Source organism: Streptomyces paludis, from assembly GCF_003344965.1.
Lineage (GTDB): Bacteria > Actinomycetota > Actinomycetes > Streptomycetales > Streptomycetaceae > Streptomyces > Streptomyces paludis.
Genome location: NZ_CP031194.1, coordinates 5,894,886 through 5,913,948, shown reverse-complemented (window position 1 = coordinate 5,913,948; position 19,063 = coordinate 5,894,886). Strand labels below are relative to the sequence as shown.

General features: G+C 73.1%; 14 protein-coding genes. 3 read left to right on the top strand and 11 right to left on the bottom strand.

All coding sequences use genetic code 11. From position 1 onward, the window contains the following. Nucleotides 1-223: 223 nt before the first annotated feature. Nucleotides 224-883, top strand: a complete 660-nt coding sequence (locus DVK44_RS26190; protein WP_114662484.1) for a zinc ribbon domain-containing protein — start codon at nt 224-226, stop codon at nt 881-883. A 57-nt stretch (nt 884-940) separates the two neighbouring features. On the opposite strand, the gene DVK44_RS26185 is transcribed toward DVK44_RS26190, so the two are convergent. From DVK44_RS26185 to DVK44_RS26155, 5 genes are all read right to left on the bottom strand, one after another. Then, entirely contained in the window at nt 941-2,965 is a 2,025-nt protein-coding gene (locus DVK44_RS26185; protein ID WP_114662482.1) for an acyl-CoA dehydrogenase family protein, read from the bottom strand. 197 nt (nt 2,966-3,162) lie between these two features. Then, entirely contained in the window at nt 3,163-4,608 is a 1,446-nt protein-coding gene (locus DVK44_RS26180) for an aldehyde dehydrogenase family protein (RefSeq protein ID WP_114662472.1), read from the bottom strand. Continuing rightward, on the bottom strand, nt 4,605-5,756 hold the full coding sequence (locus tag DVK44_RS36510) for a hypothetical protein (RefSeq protein ID WP_162794052.1): 1,152 nt from the start codon (nt 5,754-5,756) through the stop codon (nt 4,605-4,607). Before DVK44_RS36510 ends, DVK44_RS26180 begins: the two co-directional genes overlap by 4 nt. Next, the gene (locus DVK44_RS26160) at nt 5,693-7,420 is read right to left on the bottom strand and encodes a PucR family transcriptional regulator (RefSeq protein ID WP_114662470.1); all 1,728 of its coding nucleotides are present in this window, start codon (nt 7,418-7,420) and stop codon (nt 5,693-5,695) included. The genes DVK44_RS36510 and DVK44_RS26160 overlap by 64 nt, the downstream gene beginning before the upstream one ends. 197 nt (nt 7,421-7,617) lie before the next feature. Next, nucleotides 7,618-10,062, bottom strand: coding sequence for an ATP/GTP-binding protein (locus DVK44_RS26155; protein WP_114662468.1), 2,445 nt, complete (start codon nt 10,060-10,062; stop codon nt 7,618-7,620). Nucleotides 10,063-10,374: 312 nt separating this feature from the next. Between DVK44_RS26155 and gabT the strand changes: the two genes are divergently transcribed. Then, nucleotides 10,375-11,709, top strand: coding sequence for a 4-aminobutyrate--2-oxoglutarate transaminase (gene gabT, locus DVK44_RS26150; protein WP_114662467.1), 1,335 nt, complete (start codon nt 10,375-10,377; stop codon nt 11,707-11,709). Nucleotides 11,710-11,798: 89 nt separating this feature from the next. Further along, nucleotides 11,799-12,629, top strand: a complete 831-nt coding sequence (locus DVK44_RS26145; RefSeq protein ID WP_114662466.1) for a phosphatase PAP2 family protein — start codon at nt 11,799-11,801, stop codon at nt 12,627-12,629. Between the two features lie 8 nt (nt 12,630-12,637). On the opposite strand, the gene DVK44_RS26140 is transcribed toward DVK44_RS26145, so the two are convergent. From DVK44_RS26140 to DVK44_RS26115, 6 genes are all read right to left on the bottom strand, one after another. Then, on the bottom strand, nt 12,638-13,141 hold the full coding sequence (locus DVK44_RS26140; protein WP_114662465.1) for a bifunctional DNA primase/polymerase: 504 nt from the start codon (nt 13,139-13,141) through the stop codon (nt 12,638-12,640). Between the two features lie 175 nt (nt 13,142-13,316). Continuing rightward, nucleotides 13,317-14,738, bottom strand: coding sequence for an NAD(P)/FAD-dependent oxidoreductase (locus DVK44_RS26135; protein WP_114662463.1), 1,422 nt, complete (start codon nt 14,736-14,738; stop codon nt 13,317-13,319). Between the two features lie 31 nt (nt 14,739-14,769). Beyond that, nucleotides 14,770-15,564 carry an ABC transporter permease gene (locus tag DVK44_RS26130; protein ID WP_114662461.1) on the bottom strand — a complete coding sequence of 265 codons (795 nt, stop codon included), beginning with the start codon at nt 15,562-15,564 and terminating at the stop codon, nt 14,770-14,772. Beyond that, the gene (locus DVK44_RS26125) at nt 15,564-16,508 is read right to left on the bottom strand and encodes an ABC transporter permease (protein WP_114662459.1); all 945 of its coding nucleotides are present in this window, start codon (nt 16,506-16,508) and stop codon (nt 15,564-15,566) included. Before DVK44_RS26125 ends, DVK44_RS26130 begins: the two co-directional genes overlap by 1 nt. Further along, nucleotides 16,505-17,725, bottom strand: coding sequence for an ABC transporter ATP-binding protein (locus tag DVK44_RS26120; protein ID WP_114662457.1), 1,221 nt, complete (start codon nt 17,723-17,725; stop codon nt 16,505-16,507). The genes DVK44_RS26125 and DVK44_RS26120 overlap by 4 nt, the downstream gene beginning before the upstream one ends. A 52-nt stretch (nt 17,726-17,777) precedes the next feature. Next, nucleotides 17,778-19,025: an ABC transporter substrate-binding protein gene (locus tag DVK44_RS26115; protein WP_114662455.1), complete on the bottom strand. Its 1,248-nt coding sequence runs from the start codon at nt 19,023-19,025 to the stop codon at nt 17,778-17,780. Between the last annotated feature and the right edge of the window lie 38 nt (nt 19,026-19,063).

Below are 19,063 nucleotides of genomic sequence, written 5' to 3'. Positions count from 1 at the left end.
CGCGCGCCCGGTCCCCGATTGTGCGCCATGGAGCGCGCTCGTCCCCGGCCGCGCCTCGGTATCGGCGCGTATCCCGGCCGCGTAAATACGACAGCCGCACGCCAACCCGCACAGATGTGTCACTGTGTGCCTCGCACCGGTACGGGACAGCGCCCCGCGCGTCAATCGGCTGGAGCGTGAACAAGCCACTGGGGGCGCGGTGTCGCCGCGCGGGGAGGTACGGATGAGTACAGAGATCTACTTCAGCAACAACTACCGGGACCTGTGCGAACAGCAGGGCACGGGGGCCGGCTTCCAGTTCGAGTTCTCCTGCAACCGGTGTCAGGACACCTGGCGCTCCCCGTTCGAGCCGTACACCAGCGGGCGGGTCGCCGGTTGGGTCGGCCGGGGCGTGAACGCCGCCTGGGGGCTGTTCGGGCGGACCGGCAGCGGGGTGTCGAACGCGGCGGACGGGCTGGCCGGGGCGGGGTACGGCAGTGCGCGTGACGCCGCCTTCCAGCGCGCGATATCCAACGCCCAGGGGCACTTCAACCGCTGCGCGCGGTGCACGAACTACGTCTGCAACCGCTGCTGGAACGCCGAGCAGGGAATCTGTCTCAATTGCGCGCCGGACACCGCCGCCGAGGCCGTCGCGGCCCGTCAGCGCGGGCTCAACGACATGGCCTCGGAGCGGGCGTACGCGGCCGGACAGCAGGCCGGGCAGCGCTTCGACGGCCAGGCGGCACGGCAGTTGGTGTGCCCGCAGTGCCGCGCCGAGACCCGGGGCAGCGCCTTCTGCCCGGGCTGCGGCCACCAGCTGGCCCGGCCCGACACCTGCGGGTCCTGCCATGCCGACCTGCCCGCGTCGGCCGCCTTCTGTCCTGCCTGCGGCACCCGACGATGAGTTGACCAGGTGGCGCGCCGAGGGGCCGGCCGCCCGGCCCCTCGGCCGCCCGGCCCGTCAGCGGATCGGCCGGTGCACGTTCTCCCGTTCCGTCGGTCCCGGCGCCGCGTCCGCGATCCACGGGCCGGTGCCGCTCGGGTCCACCGCCCCCTCCTCCAGCCAGGTGTACGTACCGGCCAGGACGCCGTCCACCACCCGGCGGTCCGGTTCGTCGGTGTTGGTCCAGAGCCGGTGGAAGAGTTCCTCGACCCGGATCCGCGCCTGCCGGCAGAACACGTCGGCCAGTTGGTACGCCTCGCGTCCGTGGTCCCTGTTCGCCCGCAGCATCTCGGCCCGTACACACGCGGCGCTCATCGCGAACAGCTCGGCGCCGATGTCGACGATCCGGCCCAGGAAGCCCTGTTTGGTCTCCATCCGGCCCTGCCAGCGCGACATGGCGTAGAAGGTGGAGCGGGCGAGCTTGCGCGCGGTCCGTTCGACATAGCGCAGGTGTACGGCGAGATCCGGATGCCCGGCGGGATGGAACTCGGCGTACGAGCCGGGCAGTTGGCCGGGGCCCGCGACCAGCTTCGGCAGCCAGCCCGCGTAGAACCGCCCCGCCTTCGCGCCCGCCCGCGCCTTGTCGGAGAGGGAGGTGTCCGGGTCGATGATGTCCCCGGCGACGGCGAGATGCGCGTCGACCGCCTCGCGCGCGATCAGCAGATGCATGATCTCGGTGGAGCCCTCGAAGATCCGGTTGATCCGCATGTCGCGGAGCATCTGCTCGGCGGGGACGGCCCGTTCGCCGCGGGCGGCCAGCGAGTCGGCGGTCTCGAAGCCCCGGCCGCCGCGGATCTGGACGAGTTCGTCGGCGATCAGCCAGCCCATCTCGGAGCCGTACAGCTTGGCGAGGGCCGCCTCGATCCGGATGTCGTTGCGGTCCTCGTCCGCCATCTGGGAGGACAGGTCCACGACCGCCTCCAGCGCGAACGTGGTCGCCGCGATGAACGAGATCTTCGCGCCCACCGCCTCGTGCCGGGCCACCGGCCGGCCCCACTGCTCACGGGCGCCCGACCACTCGCGGGCGATCCGCAGACACCACTTGCCCGCGCCCACGCACATCGCGGGGAGCGAGAGCCGGCCGGTGTTGAGGGTGGTGAGGGCGATCTTGAGGCCCGCGCCCTCGGGGCCGATCCGGTTCGCCGCCGGGACCCGGACCCGGTGGAAGCGCGTGACGCCGTTCTCCAGGCCGCGCAGGCCCATGAAGGCGTTACGGTGCTCGACCGTGATGCCCGGGGAGTCCGCCTCGACGACGAACGCGGTGATCCCGCCCCGGCTCCCCTCCGGGGCCTCTTCGGCGCCTTCCGGCTTCGGGACTCTGGCCATCACCACCAGCAGATCCGCGACGACCCCGTTGGTCGTCCACAGCTTCACCCCGTCGAGCACATACGCGTCGCCGTCCCGCACGGCCGTCGTCGCCAGCCTGGCCGGGTCGGAGCCCACGTCCGGCTCGGTGAGGAGGAACGCGGAGATGTCCGTACGGGCCAGCCTCGGCAGGAAGGCGTCCTTCTGCTCCGGCGTGCCGAAGAGCTTGAGCGGCTGCGGTACGCCGATCGACTGATGCGCGGAGAGCAGCGCGCCGACCGCGGGGCTGGCGGTGCCGAAGAGCGCGAGGGCCTTGTTGTAGTACACCTGGGTGAGGCCGAGGCCGCCGTACGCGGTGTCGATCTTCATCCCGAGTGCGCCCAGCTCCTTGAGGCCGCGGATCACCTCGTCGGGGATCCGGGCCTCGCGCTCGATCAGCGCGCCGTCGATCCGGGTCTCGCAGAACGCGCGCGCCTTCGCCAGGAACTCCTCGCCGCGCCGTACGTCGTCGGGCGCGGGCAGCGGGTGCGGATGGATCAGATCGAGGCGGAAGCGGCCGAGGAACATCTCCTTGGCGAAGCTCGGCCTGCGCCAGCCCTGCTCGCGGGCGGCTTCCGCGACCCGGCGGGCCTCGCGCTCGGAGACCTTGGGCGGGCCGGAAGGTTCACCGGAACGTTCATGCGGTGCGGAGGGACGGGACGGGTCGGAGTGCGTCGAGCGGGTGGGTGGAGCGGACATGAGGACATCACCTCGCCGCGGAGTGGGGGTGGGAGGGGGATGGGGAGGGGAGCGGAAGGGGACCCGGGACGCGTCCGCGTCCCTTGTCTCCCTCCGGTGTATCCCTCCGAGATGTACCCGACCCCGGGCACCCGCACCAGTCGTGGAACACGGGACGCGTGCCTCGACCGGTGCGGGCGCGCCGCTCCCCGTACCTCCTACAAGTCCAGTCCCGTCAGCACCAGGACCCGCTCGTACGTGTAGTCCTCCATCGCGAACCGCACGCCCTCGCGGCCGACCCCGGACTGCTTGACTCCGCCGTACGGCATCTGGTCGGCGCGGTACGACGGGACGTCGCCGATGATCACGCCGCCGACCTCCAGGGCGCGGTGGGCGCGGAAGGCGGCCTGGAGGTCATGGGTGAACACCCCTGCCTGGAGGCCGTACTTCGAGCCGTTCACCGTCCCGAACGCCGCGGCCTCGCCGTCCACCCGCTGGAGCGTCAGGACGGGTCCGAAGACCTCCTCCTGGGCGAGGGTGCTGTCCGCGGGGACCTCGGCGAGGACGGTGGGCGCGTAGGACGCCCCGTCCCGCTTGCCGCCGGTCAGCAGCTGGGCCCCGGCCCGTACCGCCTCGTCGACCCAGCCCTCGACGCGCCTGGCGGCGTCCTCGCTGACGAGCGGACCGACATCCGTGGTGTCGTCGGCGGGGTCACCGGTGGTCTGGGCCTCGACGGCGGCGACGATCCTGGGCACCAGCCGGTCGTACACGGACGCGTCCGCGATCACGCGCTGTACGGAGATGCAGGACTGGCCGCCCTGGTAGTTCGAGAAGGTGGCGATCCGGGTCGCGGCCCAGTCGAGGTCCTGGTCGCTCGCGTAGTCGGCGAGGACGACGGCCGCGCCGTTGCCGCCCAGCTCCAGGGTGCAGTGCTTGCGCGGCACCGAATCCATGATCGCGTAGCCGACCTTGTCGGAGCCGGTGAAGGAGATCACCGGCAGCCGCTCGTCCTGGACGAGGGCGGGCATCCGGTCGTTCGGCACGGGCAGTACGGACCAGGAGCCGGCCGGGAGGTCCGTCTCGGCCAGCAGCTCGCCGAGGACCAGCCCGGAGAGCGGTGTCGCCGGGGCGGGCTTGAGGATGATCGGCGCGCCGGCCGCGATCGCGGGCGCGATCTTGTGCGCGCAGAGGTTGAGCGGGAAGTTGAACGGCGCGATCCCGAGGACGGTGCCGCGCGGGAAGCGACGGGTCAGCGCGAGCCGGCCGGTGCCGCCCGCGTCGGTGTCCAGGCGCTGCGCCTCGCCGCCGTTGAAGCGGCGGGCCTCCTCGGCGGCGAACCGGAAGACGGAGACGGCCCGGCCGACCTCGCCGCGGGCCCACTTGAGCGGCTTGCCGTTCTCGGCGGAGATCAGCCGGGCGATCTCCTCGGTGCGCTCGGCGAGCCGGCGCGAGACGTGGTCGAGGGCGGCGGCCCGTACATGCGCGGGCGTCGCGGCGAACTCGTCCCGCACGGCGTGCGCCGCCGCGACGGCCTCCTCGATCTGGGCGTCGGTCGGCACGGCGACGGTGCCGACGAGCCGGTTGTCCCAGGGGGAGGTGACATCGAACGTGTCGTCGCCGGTGGCCTGGCGGCCGGCGAGCCAGAAGGCGTGGGTGGAAGTCATGGCGGGTCCGGGCCCTTCCGAGTAGATCCGGGGGTGAATGACCGTGTGGGGTCCACGGTAGGGGCGTGGGGGCGCGTGGGGGGTTGTCCGGGGTGGAGTGATGGGGTGTCGCGGTGTGCCGCAATGTCGTACGGGGGCGGGGTGGGGTGGGGGCGATGCGCGGCGGCGCAGCCGGTACGGCGCAGCCGGTACGGCGCAGCCGGTACGGCGCAGCCGGTACGGCGCAGCCGGTACGGCGCAGCCGGTACGGCGCAGCCGGTACGGCGCAGCCGGTACGGCGCAGCCGGTACGGCGCAGCCGGTACGGCGCAGCCGGTACGGCGCAGCCGGTACGGCGCAGCCGGTACGGCGCAGCCGGTACGGCGCAGCCGGTACGGCGCAGCCGGTACGGCGCAGCCGGTACGGCGCAGCCGGTACGGCGTACGGCGCAGCCGGTACGGCGCAGCCGGTACGGCGCAGCCGGTACGGCGCAGCCGGTACGGCGCAGCCGGTACGGCGCAGCCGGTACGGCGCAGCCGGTACGGCGCAGCCGGTACGGCGCAGCCGGTACGGCGCAGCCGGTACGGCGCAGCCGGTACGGCGCAGCCGGTACGGCGCAGCCGGTACGGCGCAGCCGGTACGGCGCAGCCGGTACGGCGCAGCCGGTACGGCGCAGCCGGTACGGCGCAGCCGGTACGGCGCAGCCGGTACGGCGCAGCCGGTACGGCGCAGCCGGTACGGCGCAGCCGGTACGGCGCAGCCGGTACGGCGCAGCCGGTACGGCGCAGCCGGTACGGCGCAGCCGGTACGGCGCAGCCGGTACGGCGCAGCCGGTACGGCGCAGCCGGTACGGCGCAGCCGGTACGGCGCAGCCGGTACGGCGCAGCCGGTACGGCGCAGCCGGTACGGCGCAGCCGGTACGGCGCAGCCGGTACGGCGCAGCCGGTACGGCGCAGCCGGTACGGCGCAGCCGGTACGGCGCAGCCGGTACGGCGCAGCCGGTACGGCGCAGCCGGTACGGCGCAGCCGGTACGGCGACCGCGCGGGGCGTGCGCGGCGGGGCGGGGGCAGCCGGTGCCGGTCGGTGGGGGCGGGCCTGTCGGGGGCTACGCCGTTGGGGACTGGGCCTCCGGCGTTGCGCTGGGGGCCGTTGTCTTCAGGGCCAGCCACAGTTCCATCCGTACGTCCGGGTCGTCCAGGGAGCGGCCGAGGATCTCCTCCACCCGGCGCATCCGGTAGCGCAGCGTATGGCGGTGGACGCCCAGGTCGGCCGCCGCCGCGTCCCACTGTCCGTGGCGGGAGAGCCAGGCGTGCAGCGAGGCCACCAGGTCGCCGCGGCCCTTGGCGTCGTGTTCGCGCAGGGCGCGGAGCATGCCGTCGGCGAAGGCGCGTACGGCGTCGTCGGCCAGCAGGGGCAGGAGGGAGCCGGCGGCGAGTTCCTCGTGCTCGACCAGGGCGCGGCCCCGGCGGCGCGCCACGGAGAGGGCCTGTTCGGCCTGCTTGTAGGCGCCTGCCGTGGCCGTGGGGCCGGTGGGCGCGGAGAGGCCGATGACGACGCCCGCCTCCTCGGACTCGCGCCGCGCGTACGCCACGCAGGTCGTGACGGTCGAGCCGCCGTCCACGGCGAGGACCGCGAGCCGCTCCTCGCCGTCCGGGACCGCGAGCACGGGCTCGCCCGCCCGGGCCGCCGCCGCCTCCAGAACCTCGGTGAGGACGTGGAGCGGGTGGTCGGACGGATCGGCGGCGCCCTGCGCGGCGGGGGCCCGTACAGCCGCGGTCTGTCCGGTCGCGGTCTCCGCGATCAGCAGCCGGAACGGGGCGTCCAGCAGCGCTCCGTACAGGTCGCCCGCGACGGCGCGCGCGTGGTCGGACTGTCCGGCGAGCAGCATGCGCAACACGGCGGCGCCGAGGCGCTGTTCGGCCGACTGGAGGGCACGGGAGCGCTCGGTCGTGAGGGTGAGCAGGGCGATCGCGGAGTGCACGGCGTACCGCTCGGCGGTCCCGAGCGCCGCGCCCGTACCTACGGCGAGCGCGCCGCGTACGCGACGGCCGGTGCCGAGCGACTGGAGTTCGACGCGGTCGGTGGCGTCGGTGGCGGTGGCGTCGCCATCGGGACCGCCATCGCCACCGCCACCGCCACCGGCATCGGCATCGGCATCGGCATCGGCATCGGGACCGGCATCGGGACCGGCGTCGGCCCCCGACACCACCGCGCTCGCCGGCGCGGGCCGCTCACGGAGCCGCCGTACCTCGTCCGTCAGCCGCGCCGCCCGCCGCGCGGCCCACTCCGGGGCGACGGCCACGACCGCGCCGGACGCGCCGTACAGCGCGGCCCAGCCGTCGACATGCGCCGCGAGCCGGGCCAGCAGCCCGGCGGGCCCGTCGGCGAGCGCCGCGCGGGTCAGCTCGCGCTGGGCGTCGAACCCGGCGGTGACGGCGCGGTACTGGTCGGCCGCGAGGGCCGCCGACACCGCCTTGCTGATGGCGAGGAACGGGGTCCGGCGCGGCACGCCCAGCAGCGGCAGCCCGGCCTCGCGGGCCGCCGTGACGAGCGCCTCGGGGATCTCGTCGTAGTTCACGCCGATCGCGAAGCCGAGCCCGGCCACGCGCGCGCCGGTCAGCCGCCGTACGTAGCGCCGCATCGCCTCCGGATCCGCGGCGTCGAGCGTGGTCGCCGTGATGAGGAGCAGCTCGCCGCCCTCCATGTACGGCACGGGATCGGCCAGCTCACTCGCGTGCACCCACCGCACGGGCGTCCGCAGCCGGTCCTCCCCCGCGTGCACGGTCAGATGGAGCGCCGAGTGCTGGACGAGCGAGGCGAGCGTGGGCGGCATGGCGGAACCGTCGTACTTTCGGGAACGGCGGGCCGGTCACGGAGGCCGATGCCGCTGCCACCGTCACCGCCCGCTCCGGAGGAAACGCGGGACGAGACGAGTACGCCGTCCCGTATGAACGGCGTACCCCGATTCTGCCAGCCTGTACGAAGCGAGGTGCTCGCACTCGGCCCCCGGCCTCGCACCCCGGCCCGCCCTCAGCCCCGCAGGTCCACCAGCAGCGGCGGGGCGTGGTCGCCCGCCACCGTACGGAGGGACAGCACGGCGTGCCCGGCGGGGACCTCGTACGCAAGCTCGGAGGCGGACCAGCGCTCGCGCTCGACCTGCCGGACGGTAACGGCGTCCGTGGTCACGGCCTTGCCGGTGACGAGCTTCCGCAGCGCGTGGACGGCCCGGGTGAACGGCTGGTCCGCGAAGACCGTGTGCTGGGCGACCTCGCGGGTCTCCACCCACTCCTTGCCCCACACCTCGGCGAAGCGCTTGCCGTCCCAGGTGGTGACACCCGAGAACGCCATGCAGCAGCCGACCGCGCCGAGCAGCGCCGTGTGCAGCCCTTCCGCTACATCGTCAATGGTCCGCAGCGCGAGGACCGCCCCCGCGTTCACCGACCGGAGCCGCCGCACCCCGCGCACGGTCTCGGGGGTGAGGGTGTGGGTCGCGTCGTCCAGGACGAGGCAGATGAAGAGCGACCGGTCCGTACGGGCCGCCGCGACCGCCGTGAACTGGGCGAGGACAAGCCGGGCGAGCAGCCGGGACGCCTCGGCGTGGGCGCGCTCGGGCAGCTCGATCCGTACCCGTACGGGCAGCCCCTCCAAGGAGCGCAGCGAGAAGACGCGGGTCCGCGCTCCGGTGGCGAAGAACTCCGCGAACGCGGGCCGGTCGAGCAGCGCGAGCCGGTCGGAGAGCAGCGGACCGGGGTCGCCCGCGCCGCCCGCCTGGCGGGCGCGGGCGTCGAGTTCGCGGAGCATCGCGCGGTCGTCGGCGGCCGTCAGCGCCGCCCGCAGGCCGGTCAGCGCGGCCGGGTCCCCGTCGAGCAGCTCGCGGAGCACGGGCACCGCCGGGAAGTGGCCGTGGGCGGCCCGGTACGGACCGATGAGCTGGGCCAGCGCGGAGGCCGCGCGGCGGCCGTCGACCGTGCCGACATCGCCGGCCAGCCCCTCCGCGAGGACCGCCGCGGCCTCGTCGGGGTCGGTGGTGCCGCCGTACAGGTCGAGGTCGTGCGGGGACGCGGGGTCACCGATCTTGATGACGACGTCGTACGCGCTGTCGGGCCCGAGCGGGGTGCCGGCGGCACAGACCGCGACCACGGCGGCCTGCCCGGCGAGCGCCTGGAGCGCGAGGGATTCGACGAGGGGCCGCACCAGCCGGCCGGACTTCCCGGCGCCGGGCGGGCCGACGGCCAGCAGCGAGGTGCCGAGGAGGGCGGGTTCCAGGGCGACGCCGGAGCCGCGGCGCTCGTAGGGGTTGTGCGGGTCGTCCGCGCAGCTGCCGATCCTGACCTGGCCGGTGAGCAGGTCGTGCCGGGCGGTGCGCTGCGGCAGGTCGCGGTCCCCGGAGGGGTGCGGGCAGGCGGCGGCGCCCTTGCGCAGCACCGCCTCGGTGAAGGCGGCGATCCGTTCGGGCCGGGCGGCGGCAACGGACCACGCGCGGCGCAGCCGGGCGCAGTCGACGTCGTTCATCCCGCCGGCGCGCGCCTCGGCGGCCAGGGTCTCGGCGGCGTCCCGCTGCCCGGCGGCCCGCAGCTCCGGCCACTCGGCGGGCGAGGGGGCGGCGGCCTCCGCGTCCGGGTGCGCGGCGCCATCGGCCACCGCGGCACCGGATCCCGCCCCGGCACCGGGTCCCGTCGTCGCGCGGGCCCCCGCGTAACGCGCCACGAGCGCGCGCCACTCGCCCAGCCGGGCGAAGGGCCAGAGCACGCCGACGCTGATCAGCACGTAGATCACGTTCACGGTGTTCTGGCTCTGGAACAGCTCGCCGCCCGCGATCCAGGCGACCACGATCAGCACCGGCCGCGCGACCGGCAGGATGTCCTGCCAGACCAGCAGCAGCGCCAGCGCGCCTCCGGCCGCGGTGGCGGCGGCGCGGAAGGGCTGCCCCCGGCGGGCGACATGGCGCCGGAACAGCTCGGCCCAGTTCCCGAGCCGGGCGCAGACGTACACCAGCAGCCCGAAGAGCAGCGCTTCGTAGACGACGACGGCCCGCGCCGCCTCCTGGGTCCGCGGACCGCCGAAGCTTCCCGCGTACCACCAGTCGCCCGGGGTGAAGAGCTTCAGCGGGACCAGCCGGTACGGGATGTAGCCGTTGCGCCAGAGGGTCCAGACGAGCGTGCCGACGAACACGGAGATCAGCACGCCGACGAACAGCTGTCGATGGGGCACGCCGTCGGGCTTCTCGGGCGGCCTCGGCACATGTCCGTACCCCCAGACCCCGGGGGCCTCGGCGCGCCGGGGGGTACGGAGCCAGTCGTCCAGGGAGACGGCGGCGGACCGCGCGGCGGCCTCCGCCGGGGGGTGCGACGGCGGGGCCGGGGCGTACGAGGGCCGGGGCGGCGCCGCCGGGCGCGGCAGCGGGGGTACGGAGCCGGTGGGCGCCGGGACCGGGCCGGGGGGTGCGTTGTGCGTGCCGGTGCCGTCCGTGTCCATGAAAGCCCTGCCCCCTGTGCGGTCTCCGCCCTTGTGCCCCCGTCAATCTACTGTCCCCGTACGGGATTCGGCGGGTAGCTCACCGAGTGGATCACCGGGGGGCGCCGGGTGGATCGCCGGGGGATCGCCGGGTGGATCGCCGTCCCGCGCCCGCCAAGGTGTGCCCCACGCTATGTCCGTCGCGGACAACGACACGCGCGCACCACTCCCGAACGGCGCATGCCCGGGCCCGCCCGTCCCCCCTAGCCTGCGGGGAAAGCCGAAAAGACCGCCGGTCGGTCTCATCCCGTGAAACTCCCCCAGGAGCCCCTCATGACCACTGTTCCGCAGGAGCGCCGCCTCGTCACCCCCGTCCCCGGACCCAAGTCGCGGGAACTCCAGGCCCGCCGTACCTCCGTGGTCGCCGGTGGGGTGGGGTCCGTGCTGCCCGTGTTCGCCGCCCGCGCGGACGGCGGGATCCTTGAGGACGTGGACGGCAACCGGCTGATCGACTTCGGTTCCGGTATCGCCGTGACCTCGGTCGGCGCGAGCGCCGAGGCCGTGGTGCGCCGGGCGTCCGCGCAGCTCGCGGACTTCACCCACACCTGTTTCATGGTCACGCCGTACGAGGGGTACGTCGAGGTCTGTGAGCGGCTCGCGGAGCTGACGCCGGGCGACCACGCCAAGAAGTCGGCGCTGTTCAACTCGGGCGCCGAGGCCGTCGAGAACGCCGTGAAGATCGCCCGGTCGTACACCAAGCGCCAGGCCGTCGTCGTCTTCGACCACGGCTACCACGGCCGTACGAATCTGACCATGGCGCTGACCTCGAAGAACATGCCGTACAAGAACGGCTTCGGCCCGTTCGCCCCGGAGATCTACCGGGTACCGGTCGCGTACGGCTACCGCTGGCCGACCGGCCCCGAGAACTGTGGCGCCGAGGCGTCCGCCCAGGCCATCGACCAGATCAGCAAGCAGATCGGCGCCGGGAACGTCGCCGCGATCATCATCGAGCCGGTGCTCGGCGAGGGCGGCTTCATCGAGCCGGCGAAGGGCTTCCTGCCCGCGCTGGCGAAGTTCGCCAAGGACAACGGGATCGTGTTCGTGGCGGACGAGATCCAGTCGGGCTTCTGCCGTACCGGCCAGTGGTTCGCCTGCGAGGACGAGGGGATCGTCCCCGACCTGATCACCACGGCCAAGGGCATCGCGGGCGGGCTGCCGCTCGCCGCCGTCACCGGCCGCGCCGAGATCATGGACTCCGTGCACGCGGGCGGACTCGGCGGTACGTACGGCGGGAACCCGGTGGCGTGCGCCGCCGCGCTCGGCTCCATCGAGACGATGCGGGAGCTGGATCTGGCGGGGAAGGCCAAGCGCATCGAGACGGTCATGAAGGACCGGCTCGCGGCCATGGCCGAGAAGCACGAGCTGATCGGTGACATCCGGGGCCGCGGCGCGATGATCGCGGTCGAGCTGGTGAAGGACCGCGGTACGAAGGAGCCCGCCGCCGAGGCGACCGCCGCGCTCGCCAAGGCGTGCCACGCGGCGGGGCTGCTGGTGCTGACCTGTGGCACGTACGGCAATGTGCTGCGCTTCCTGCCGCCGCTGGTGATCGGCGAGGACCTGCTGAACGAGGGTCTGGACATCATCGAGGAGGCGCTCGCGGGCCTCTGAGCAGGGCCTGTGAAGAAGGTGTGCGGGGGCCATGGCGAGAGGCCGATGTGGCTGTCGGCACCCTCGCACCTCACGTACGGTCTTCCCAGATGAGAGATACACCCCGCTCGCAGGAGACTGCGGGCGAGACTGATGCGGGGCATCCCCAGCGCCGCTTCGGTCGTGCCTTCGCGCACATCACTGGAGCTTCTGGCTCCGGATCTCCTCACCGATCGGATGGCCGCCCGCCCCAAACCCCCCGGGGCGTGCGGCACACCGGTCCGTACGGCCGCCCCGGAACTCCCCCCCCTGTTCCCGGGCGGCCGTTTTCTCTTGTTTCTGCCTTCTCTCTAGCTTCGCTCGCCGTCCTCTTCGCGCTCGTCACCCGGCAGGTGGTGGCGGGCGGCCCGCTGCGCGCGGCGGACGAGCGCCTCGGTGGCGCGCTGGCGGGCCGGGGTCCACGGCCGCTGACGGAACTCCTCGCCGATCTGGGCTCCCTGCCGGTCGCGCTGCCGGTGCTGGTGGCGGCGATCGGTTACGCGGTGTGGCGCGGGGAGCGGGTACGGGCGTGGGCGGCGGCCGGCGCGATGGCGGCGGTGCCCGCGCTGGTCGTACCGCTCAAGCTCTGGACCGACCGACCGGGCCCGTTCACCGACGCCACCGGCTACTACCCGTCCGGGCACACGGCCACGGCGATGGTCGCGTACGGCGGAGCCGCGCTGCTGCTGGCCCCTTACGCCGGCCGCCGCCGTACCCTGCCCGCCGCCGCCGTACTCACCGTGGCGACGGGCGCGGGACTGGTACTGCGCGGCTACCACTGGCCGCTGGACGTGATCGGCAGTGTGCTGCTGTGCGCGATGTTCCCGCTGGTCGCGGGGGTGGTGGCGGCCTTGGTACGACGGGTCCGCCGGCCCCGGGAGACTGCTCGGCCCGGCGACTGACCGGCCGGTCAGTCCCCGTCCTTCCCGTCCGCCTTCTCGTCCGTCTTCCGGCGCTCCGCCAGGCCCGCCGCCGCCTCGTGCATCGCCAGTTCCAGCAGCGCCGGGTCCGTGAGGGTGCCCGTACCGTCCGGGGGGATCAGCCAGCGCACCCCGCCGCTCGCGCGCCCCGGGTACGGGACGACGATCCAGGTGCCGCGCCCGGCGCCCCGTACGCCCGTACCGAGCCAGCGCTCCACCGTGTCCGGCGGTACGAAGAAGCCCATCCGCGCGTCGCCGAAGTCGGCGAGCACGGGGCCCAGCCGGTCGACCAGGCCGGTCAGCACGTCGAGCGTCGGATAGCCCAGCTCGCCGGGGAGGATCAGGACGTCCCAGCGCCGGCCGGCGGGCAGCAGCGCCACCCCGGCCGGGCTGCGTTCCCACTCCCGGCGGCAGGCGTCGGGGTCGGGTGCCACCGACGCCAGCCACGCGACGGCGCTCCGCTCCACCGTGCTCTTCTCCCCCGGGTCGGTCATCGCCCGGCCTCCCTCCATCTGTGGACCGCCGCCTTGTTGGACGGCCCGTTGATGGAGGGAGCGCGCTGCTGCCGTGCGATGACGCGGGTTCGCCCGGCGCCGCCGGTGATCTGCCTCACAGCCAGCGGCGGCGGCGAGCGGTGACCCCGTACCGCCGGACCTCAGCAGCCGGACCTCAGCTGTCGAACCCCAGCCCCAGCCGGTCCAGCGTCCGCAGCCACGCGTTGCGCCTCCCGCCCCGGGCGTCCGCCCGCGCCAGCGACCACTGGGTGAGGGCGATCCCCGCCCAGGCGGCCGGCTCGGGCGGGAACGGCAGCGGCTTCTCGCGCACCATGGCCGGCGCGGTGCGTTCGGTCCGCTCCCCCGCCAGCAGATCGAGCATCACCTCGCCGCCGAAGCGCGTCGCGCCGACCCCGAGCCCGGTGTAACCGGCGGCGTACGCGACCCGGCCGCCGTACGCCGTGCCGAAGAACGGCGCGAAGCGGGTGCAGGTGTCGATCGCGCCGCCCCAAGTGTGGCTGAAGCGCACCCCCTCCAGCTGCGGGAAGCAGGTAAAGAAGTGGGCGGCGAGCGTGCGGTACGTCTCCGGGCGGTGGTCCCGGTCGGCGCTGAGCCGGCCGCCGAACGGATAGACCGCGTCGTAACCGCCCCACAGGACACGGTGGTCGGCGGTCAGCCGGAAGTAGTGGAAGCGGTTGGCGCTGTCCGCCAGCCCCTGCCGGTTGCGCCAGCCGATCGCGCCGAGCTGCTCCGCCGTCAGCGGCTCGGTCATCAGCGCGTAGTCGTAGACCGGGACGGTGTACGGGCGGACACGCCGGACCAGCGACGGGAAGACGTTGGTGCCGAGCGCGACCCGCCGCGCGAAGATCCTGCCGTGCGGCGTACGGACGGCCATCGCGGCGCCGGAGCGGGCCAGCCCGAGGGCCGGGGTGCGCTCGTAGATCCGTACGCCGAGGTCCGCGCAGGCCCGCTTGAGGCCCCAGACCAGCTTGGCCGGGTGGAGCATGGCGACACCGCGCCGGTCCCACACCCCGCCGAGGAAGGTGGGCGAGTCGACCTCGGCGCGTACGGCGTCCCGGTCGAGCAGCTCCAGACCGGGGACGCCGAGCGCGGTGGCCTCCTCGTACGCCGCGTGGAGTTCGGCGAGCTGGTGCGGCTCGGTGGCGAGGTCGATCTCGCCGGTGCGCTCGAAGTCGCAGTCGAGGGCGTACCGGCCGACGGCCGCCTCGATGGCGTCGAGGTTCCGCGCGCCGAGCCGCTCCAGCTCCGCCAGCTCCCCGGGCCAGCGGGCGAGTCCGTTGGCGAAGCCGTGGGTGAGGGAGGCGGCGCAGAAGCCGCCGTTGCGGCCGGAGGCCGCCCAGCCCACCTCGCGGCCCTCGACCAGGACGACATCCCGGGCCGGATCGCGTTCCTTGGCGAGGAGCGCGGTCCACAGCCCGCTGTAGCCGCCGCCGACGACCAGCAGATCGGTGTGCTCGTCGCCGCTGAGGGCGGGCAGCGCGGCCGGCCTGCCGGGGTCGTCCAGCCAGTACGGGGCGGGACGGGCGTCGGCGAGCGAGGCCGTGACCGCCGTACCGCGCGGGGCACTTGAGGCCATGGCTTCCAACTCCTAAGGGGAAGAGACGTGTTCAGGTGGTGGCGGTCTTCTTGCGCCGGTTGCCGACGATCTGCCCGGCGAGCACCAGCAGGACGGCCAGGACGAACATCGCCGTCCCGATGACATTGATCTGCACCGGTGTGCCGCGCTGCGCGGAGCCCCAGACGAACATCGGGAAGGTCACGGTCGAGCCGGCGTTGAAGTTGGTGATGATGAAGTCGTCGAAGGACAGGGCGAAGGCGAGCAGCGCGCCCGCCGCGATACCGGGCGCGGCGATCGGCAGGGTGACCCGTACGAACGTCTGCACCGGGCCCGCGTAGAGGTCGCGGGCCGCCTCTTCGAGCCGTGGGTCCATGGACATGACGCGTGCCTTGACCGCCGTCACCACGAAGCTGAGGCAGAACATGATGTGGGCGATGAGGACGGTCCAGAAGCCGAGCCGCGCGCCGAGGTTCAGGAAGAGCGTCAGCAGGGAGGCGGCCATGACGACCTCGGGCATCGCCATCGGCAGGAAGATCAGCGAGTTGATCGGGCCGCGTCCCCGGAAGCGGTAGCGGACCAGCGCGAACGCGATCATCGTGCCGAGCACGGTGGCGCCGAGCGTCGCCCAGGCGGCGATCCGCAGCGAGAGGCTCAGCGAGCCGCACAGGTCGGCCACTCCGCACGGGTCCTGCCAGGCGTCCGTGGAGAAGCGCTGCCAGGTGTAGTTGAAGCGGCCGTTGGGCTTGTTGAACGAGAAGACCATCACGACGATGTTCGGCAGGATCAGATAGGCGAGCGTGCCCAGACCCGCGAGAACGACGAGGTTGCGTCGGAACCAGCGCATCAGACGAGATCCTCCGTCCCGGCTCGGCGGATGTAGAAGGTGACCATGACGAGGACGATCGCCATCAGGATGAAGGAGAGCGCGGCGGCCGTCGGATAGTCGAGGACCCGCAGGAACTGCGTCTGGATGACGCTGCCGACCATCTTCGTGTCCGTCGAACCGAGCAGTTCGGCGTTGACGTAGTCGCCGCTGGCCGGGATGAAGGTGAGCAGGGTGCCGGAGACGACGCCGGGCATCGAGAGCGGGAAGGTCACTTTGCGGAAGGTGGTCAGCGGCCGGGCGTAGAGGTCGCCGGCCGCCTCGTGGAGCCGTCCGTCGACGCGCTCCAGCGAGGTGTAGAGCGGAAGGATCATGAAGGGCAGGAAGTTGTAGGTCAGTCCGCAGACCACCGCCATGGGGGTGGCCAGCACCCGGCTGCCCTCGGTCCAGCCGAGCCAGCTGGTCACATCGAGGATGTGCAGCGAGTTCAGCAGGCTGACGGCCGTCCCGTCGTCGGCGAGGATCGTCTTCCAGGCCAGGGTGCGGATCAGGAAGCTGGTGAAGAACGGCGCGATGACGAGGACCAGCAGCAGATTGCGCCAGCGGCCCGCCTTGAAGGCGATGAGATACGCGAGCGGGTAGCCGAGCAGCAGACAGAGCACGGTGGCGGTGCCCGCGTAGAGCAGCGAGCGGATGAACTGCGGGTAGTACTCCTGGAGCGCGTCCCCGTAGGTCTGGATGTGCCAGGTGACGGTGAAGCCCTCTTCGAGGGAGCCGGTCTGCACGGAGGTCGACGCCTGGTAGACCAGCGGCAGCGCGAAGAAGACCAGCAGCCACAGGATGCCGGGCAGCAGCAGCCAGTACGGTACGAGCCGCCTGCGGGCGGACGGCTTGCGCGCGGCCGGGACGGGGGGCGCCGGGGACGGCGGGGGCGCGGCGGCGGGCGGGGCCTCGGTGGTGGTCACGCGGCCTCCTCGGCCACCGTCTCGACGCCCGCGTCGATATCCTGCGCCGCGTCGAGGCCGAAGGTGTGCGCCGGGTTCCAGTGCAGGACGACCTCGGCGCCGGGGGCGAGCCGGCCGTCCCGTTCGATGTTCTGGGCGTACACCTCCAGCCCGGGGCAGACCGGGCTGTCGATCACGTACTGGGTGGAGACGCCGATGAAGCTGGAGTCGGCGATCCGGCCGGGGACCCGGTTGCGGCCCTCGGGGATCGTGTCCGCGTCGTCCGCGTGCGTCAGGGATATCTTCTCGGGCCGTACGCCGACCAGCAGCCGCCCGCCGACCAGCAGCCGCCCCCCGGCCGGCAGCCGCCCGCCGGCCGCCGGCCCGCCGCCGTCCGTGGCCGGTGCCGGACATCGGGCGGCGGGCAGCCGGAGGGTGACACCGGCGGTCTTGACGACCAGCTCGTCCCCCTCGGCCCCGGCGATCTCGGTCCCGATGAGGTTGGAGGTGCCGAGGAAGTTGGCGACGAAGGTCGTCTCGGGGTTCTCGTAGAGATCGGCGGGGCTGCCGAGCTGCTCCACCCGGCCGCCGTTCATCACCGCGACCGTGTCGGCCATGGTCATGGCCTCCTCCTGGTCGTGGGTCACATGGATGAAGGTGATGCCGACCTCGGTCTGGATGCGCTTCAGCTCCAGCTGCATCTGGCGGCGGAGCTTGAGGTCGAGGGCGCCGAGCGGCTCGTCCAGGAGCAGCACCTGCGGGTGGTTGATCAGCGCGCGGGCCACGGCCACCCGCTGCTGCTGGCCGCCGGAGAGCTGGTGCGGCTTGCGCCGGGCGAAGTCACCGAGCTGGACGAGATCGAGCATGTCCCCGACCTGGCCGGCGACGGACTTGATCCCCCGGCGGCGCAGCCCGAAGGCGACGTTCTCGTGGATGTCGAGGTGCGGGAAGAGCGCGTAGCTCTGGAAGACGGTGTTGACGGGGCGTTTGTACGGGGGCAGCGCGGTGACGTCCCGGTCACCGAGGAAGACCGATCCGGTGGTCGGTTCCTCCAGGCCGGCGATCATGCGCAGGGTGGTGGTCTTGCCGCAGCCCGACGCGCCGAGCAGGGCGAAGAACGAGCCCTGGGGCACGGTGAGATCGAGCGGCCGGACCGCGCGGAAAGAGCCGTACGTCTTGCTGATCCCGCTGAGGCGGACGTCGCCGCCGCTCCGGCTGGTGGATGCGGTGTCTGTCATGGGTCACGGTCCCGGGGAGAAGAGGGAGGGTCTGCTCGCTGTGTCCTGTGTCCTACGCGCCGATGAGCTTGGCGAACTTCTGCTCGTACGCGGTCTCCTCCTCGGCGCTGAGGGAGCGGAAGGCGTGCGAGGCGGCGGCCATGGCCGCGTCCGGGAGGATCAGGGTGTTGTCGGCCATCGATTTGTCGATCTTCGTGAGTTCGGCGCGTACGCCGTCGACCGGACAGACGTAGTTGATGTACGCGGCGAGCTGCGCGGCGATCGGCGGCCGGTAGTAGTGGTCGATGAGCCGTTCGGCGTTGGTCTTGTGCCGTGCCCTGGCCGGGACCAGCAGATTGTCGCTGGAGAGCATGTAACCGGTCTTGGGGATGACGTACTTGATGTCGGGGCTGTCGTTCTGGAGCTGGACGATGTCCCCGGCCCAGGCGACACAGGCGGCGATATCGCCCTTCTCCAGGTCGGCGGTGTAGTCGTTGCCGGTGAAGCGGCGGACCTGCTTCCGGTCGACGGCCTTCTGGATCCGGGCGACGGCCGCGTCGAAGTCGTCGTCGGTGAAGGACGCCGGGTCCTTGCCCAGGTCGAGCAGGGTCATCCCGATGGTGTCGCGCATCTCGGAGAGGAACGAGACCCGGCCGCGCAGCTTCGGGTCGTCGAGCAGCTGGGAGACGGAGTCGACCGTACGGCCGCCGGTGGCCCGGGTGTTGTACGCGATGACGGTGGGGATGCCGGTCCACGGATAGGAGTAGGCGCGGCCGGGGTCCCAGTCGGGTGTGCGGAACTGCTCGGAGAGATTGGCGAAGGCGTGCGGCAGGTGGGAGGGGTCGAGCTTCTGCGCGTAGCCGAGCCTGATCATGCGGGCGGCGAGCCAGTCGGTGACGCAGATGAGGTCGCGGCCGATGTCCTGGCCGGCCGCCAGCTGGGGCTGGACCTTGCCGAAGAACTCGACGTTGTCGTTGATGTCCGCGGTGTACTTGACGGTGATACCGGTGCGCCGGGTGAACGCCTCCAGCGTCGGATAGTGCTTCTCGTCGTCGCTGACGTCCATGTACTCGGTCCAGTTGGAGAAGACGACCCGCTTCTCCTTCGCCGAGTGGTCGTCGGAGGCGGCGCCGGCGTCCGCGAGCTTGGCGGGCGGGATCCCGCAGGCGCTCAGTCCGGCTAGACCGCCGACGGTGAGCGCGCCGATACCGGAGGCGCGCAGCAGGGAGCGGCGGGTGAGGGCGCCCCTGCCGCTGGTCAGGCTGCGCCGTACCGCGGCCGACCGGGCAGCGGAGAGGCGGTCGGGCTCGTACTGCTCCATGCGCTGTGCCCTTTCGGGTGGTGCCCTCGCGGGCCGGT

Bases quoted from the DNA above. Each gene is read 5' to 3' on its own strand.
- DVK44_RS26190 (WP_114662484.1), top strand. From the start codon at position 224: ATGAGTACAGAGATCTACTTCAGCAACAACTACCGGGACCTGTGCGAA.
- DVK44_RS26185 (WP_114662482.1), bottom strand. From the start codon at position 2,965: ATGTCCGCTCCACCCACCCGCTCGACGCACTCCGACCCGTCCCGTCCC.
- DVK44_RS26180 (WP_114662472.1), bottom strand. From the start codon at position 4,608: ATGACTTCCACCCACGCCTTCTGGCTCGCCGGCCGCCAGGCCACCGGC.
- DVK44_RS26160 (WP_114662470.1), bottom strand. From the start codon at position 7,420: ATGCCGCCCACGCTCGCCTCGCTCGTCCAGCACTCGGCGCTCCATCTG.
- DVK44_RS26155 (WP_114662468.1), bottom strand. From the start codon at position 10,062: ATGGACACGGACGGCACCGGCACGCACAACGCACCCCCCGGCCCGGTC.
- gabT (WP_114662467.1), top strand. From the start codon at position 10,375: ATGACCACTGTTCCGCAGGAGCGCCGCCTCGTCACCCCCGTCCCCGGA.
- DVK44_RS26145 (WP_114662466.1), top strand. From the start codon at position 11,799: ATGAGAGATACACCCCGCTCGCAGGAGACTGCGGGCGAGACTGATGCG.
- DVK44_RS26140 (WP_114662465.1), bottom strand. From the start codon at position 13,141: ATGACCGACCCGGGGGAGAAGAGCACGGTGGAGCGGAGCGCCGTCGCG.
- DVK44_RS26135 (WP_114662463.1), bottom strand. From the start codon at position 14,738: ATGGCCTCAAGTGCCCCGCGCGGTACGGCGGTCACGGCCTCGCTCGCC.
- DVK44_RS26130 (WP_114662461.1), bottom strand. From the start codon at position 15,564: ATGCGCTGGTTCCGACGCAACCTCGTCGTTCTCGCGGGTCTGGGCACG.
- DVK44_RS26120 (WP_114662457.1), bottom strand. From the start codon at position 17,725: ATGACAGACACCGCATCCACCAGCCGGAGCGGCGGCGACGTCCGCCTC.
- DVK44_RS26115 (WP_114662455.1), bottom strand. From the start codon at position 19,025: ATGGAGCAGTACGAGCCCGACCGCCTCTCCGCTGCCCGGTCGGCCGCG.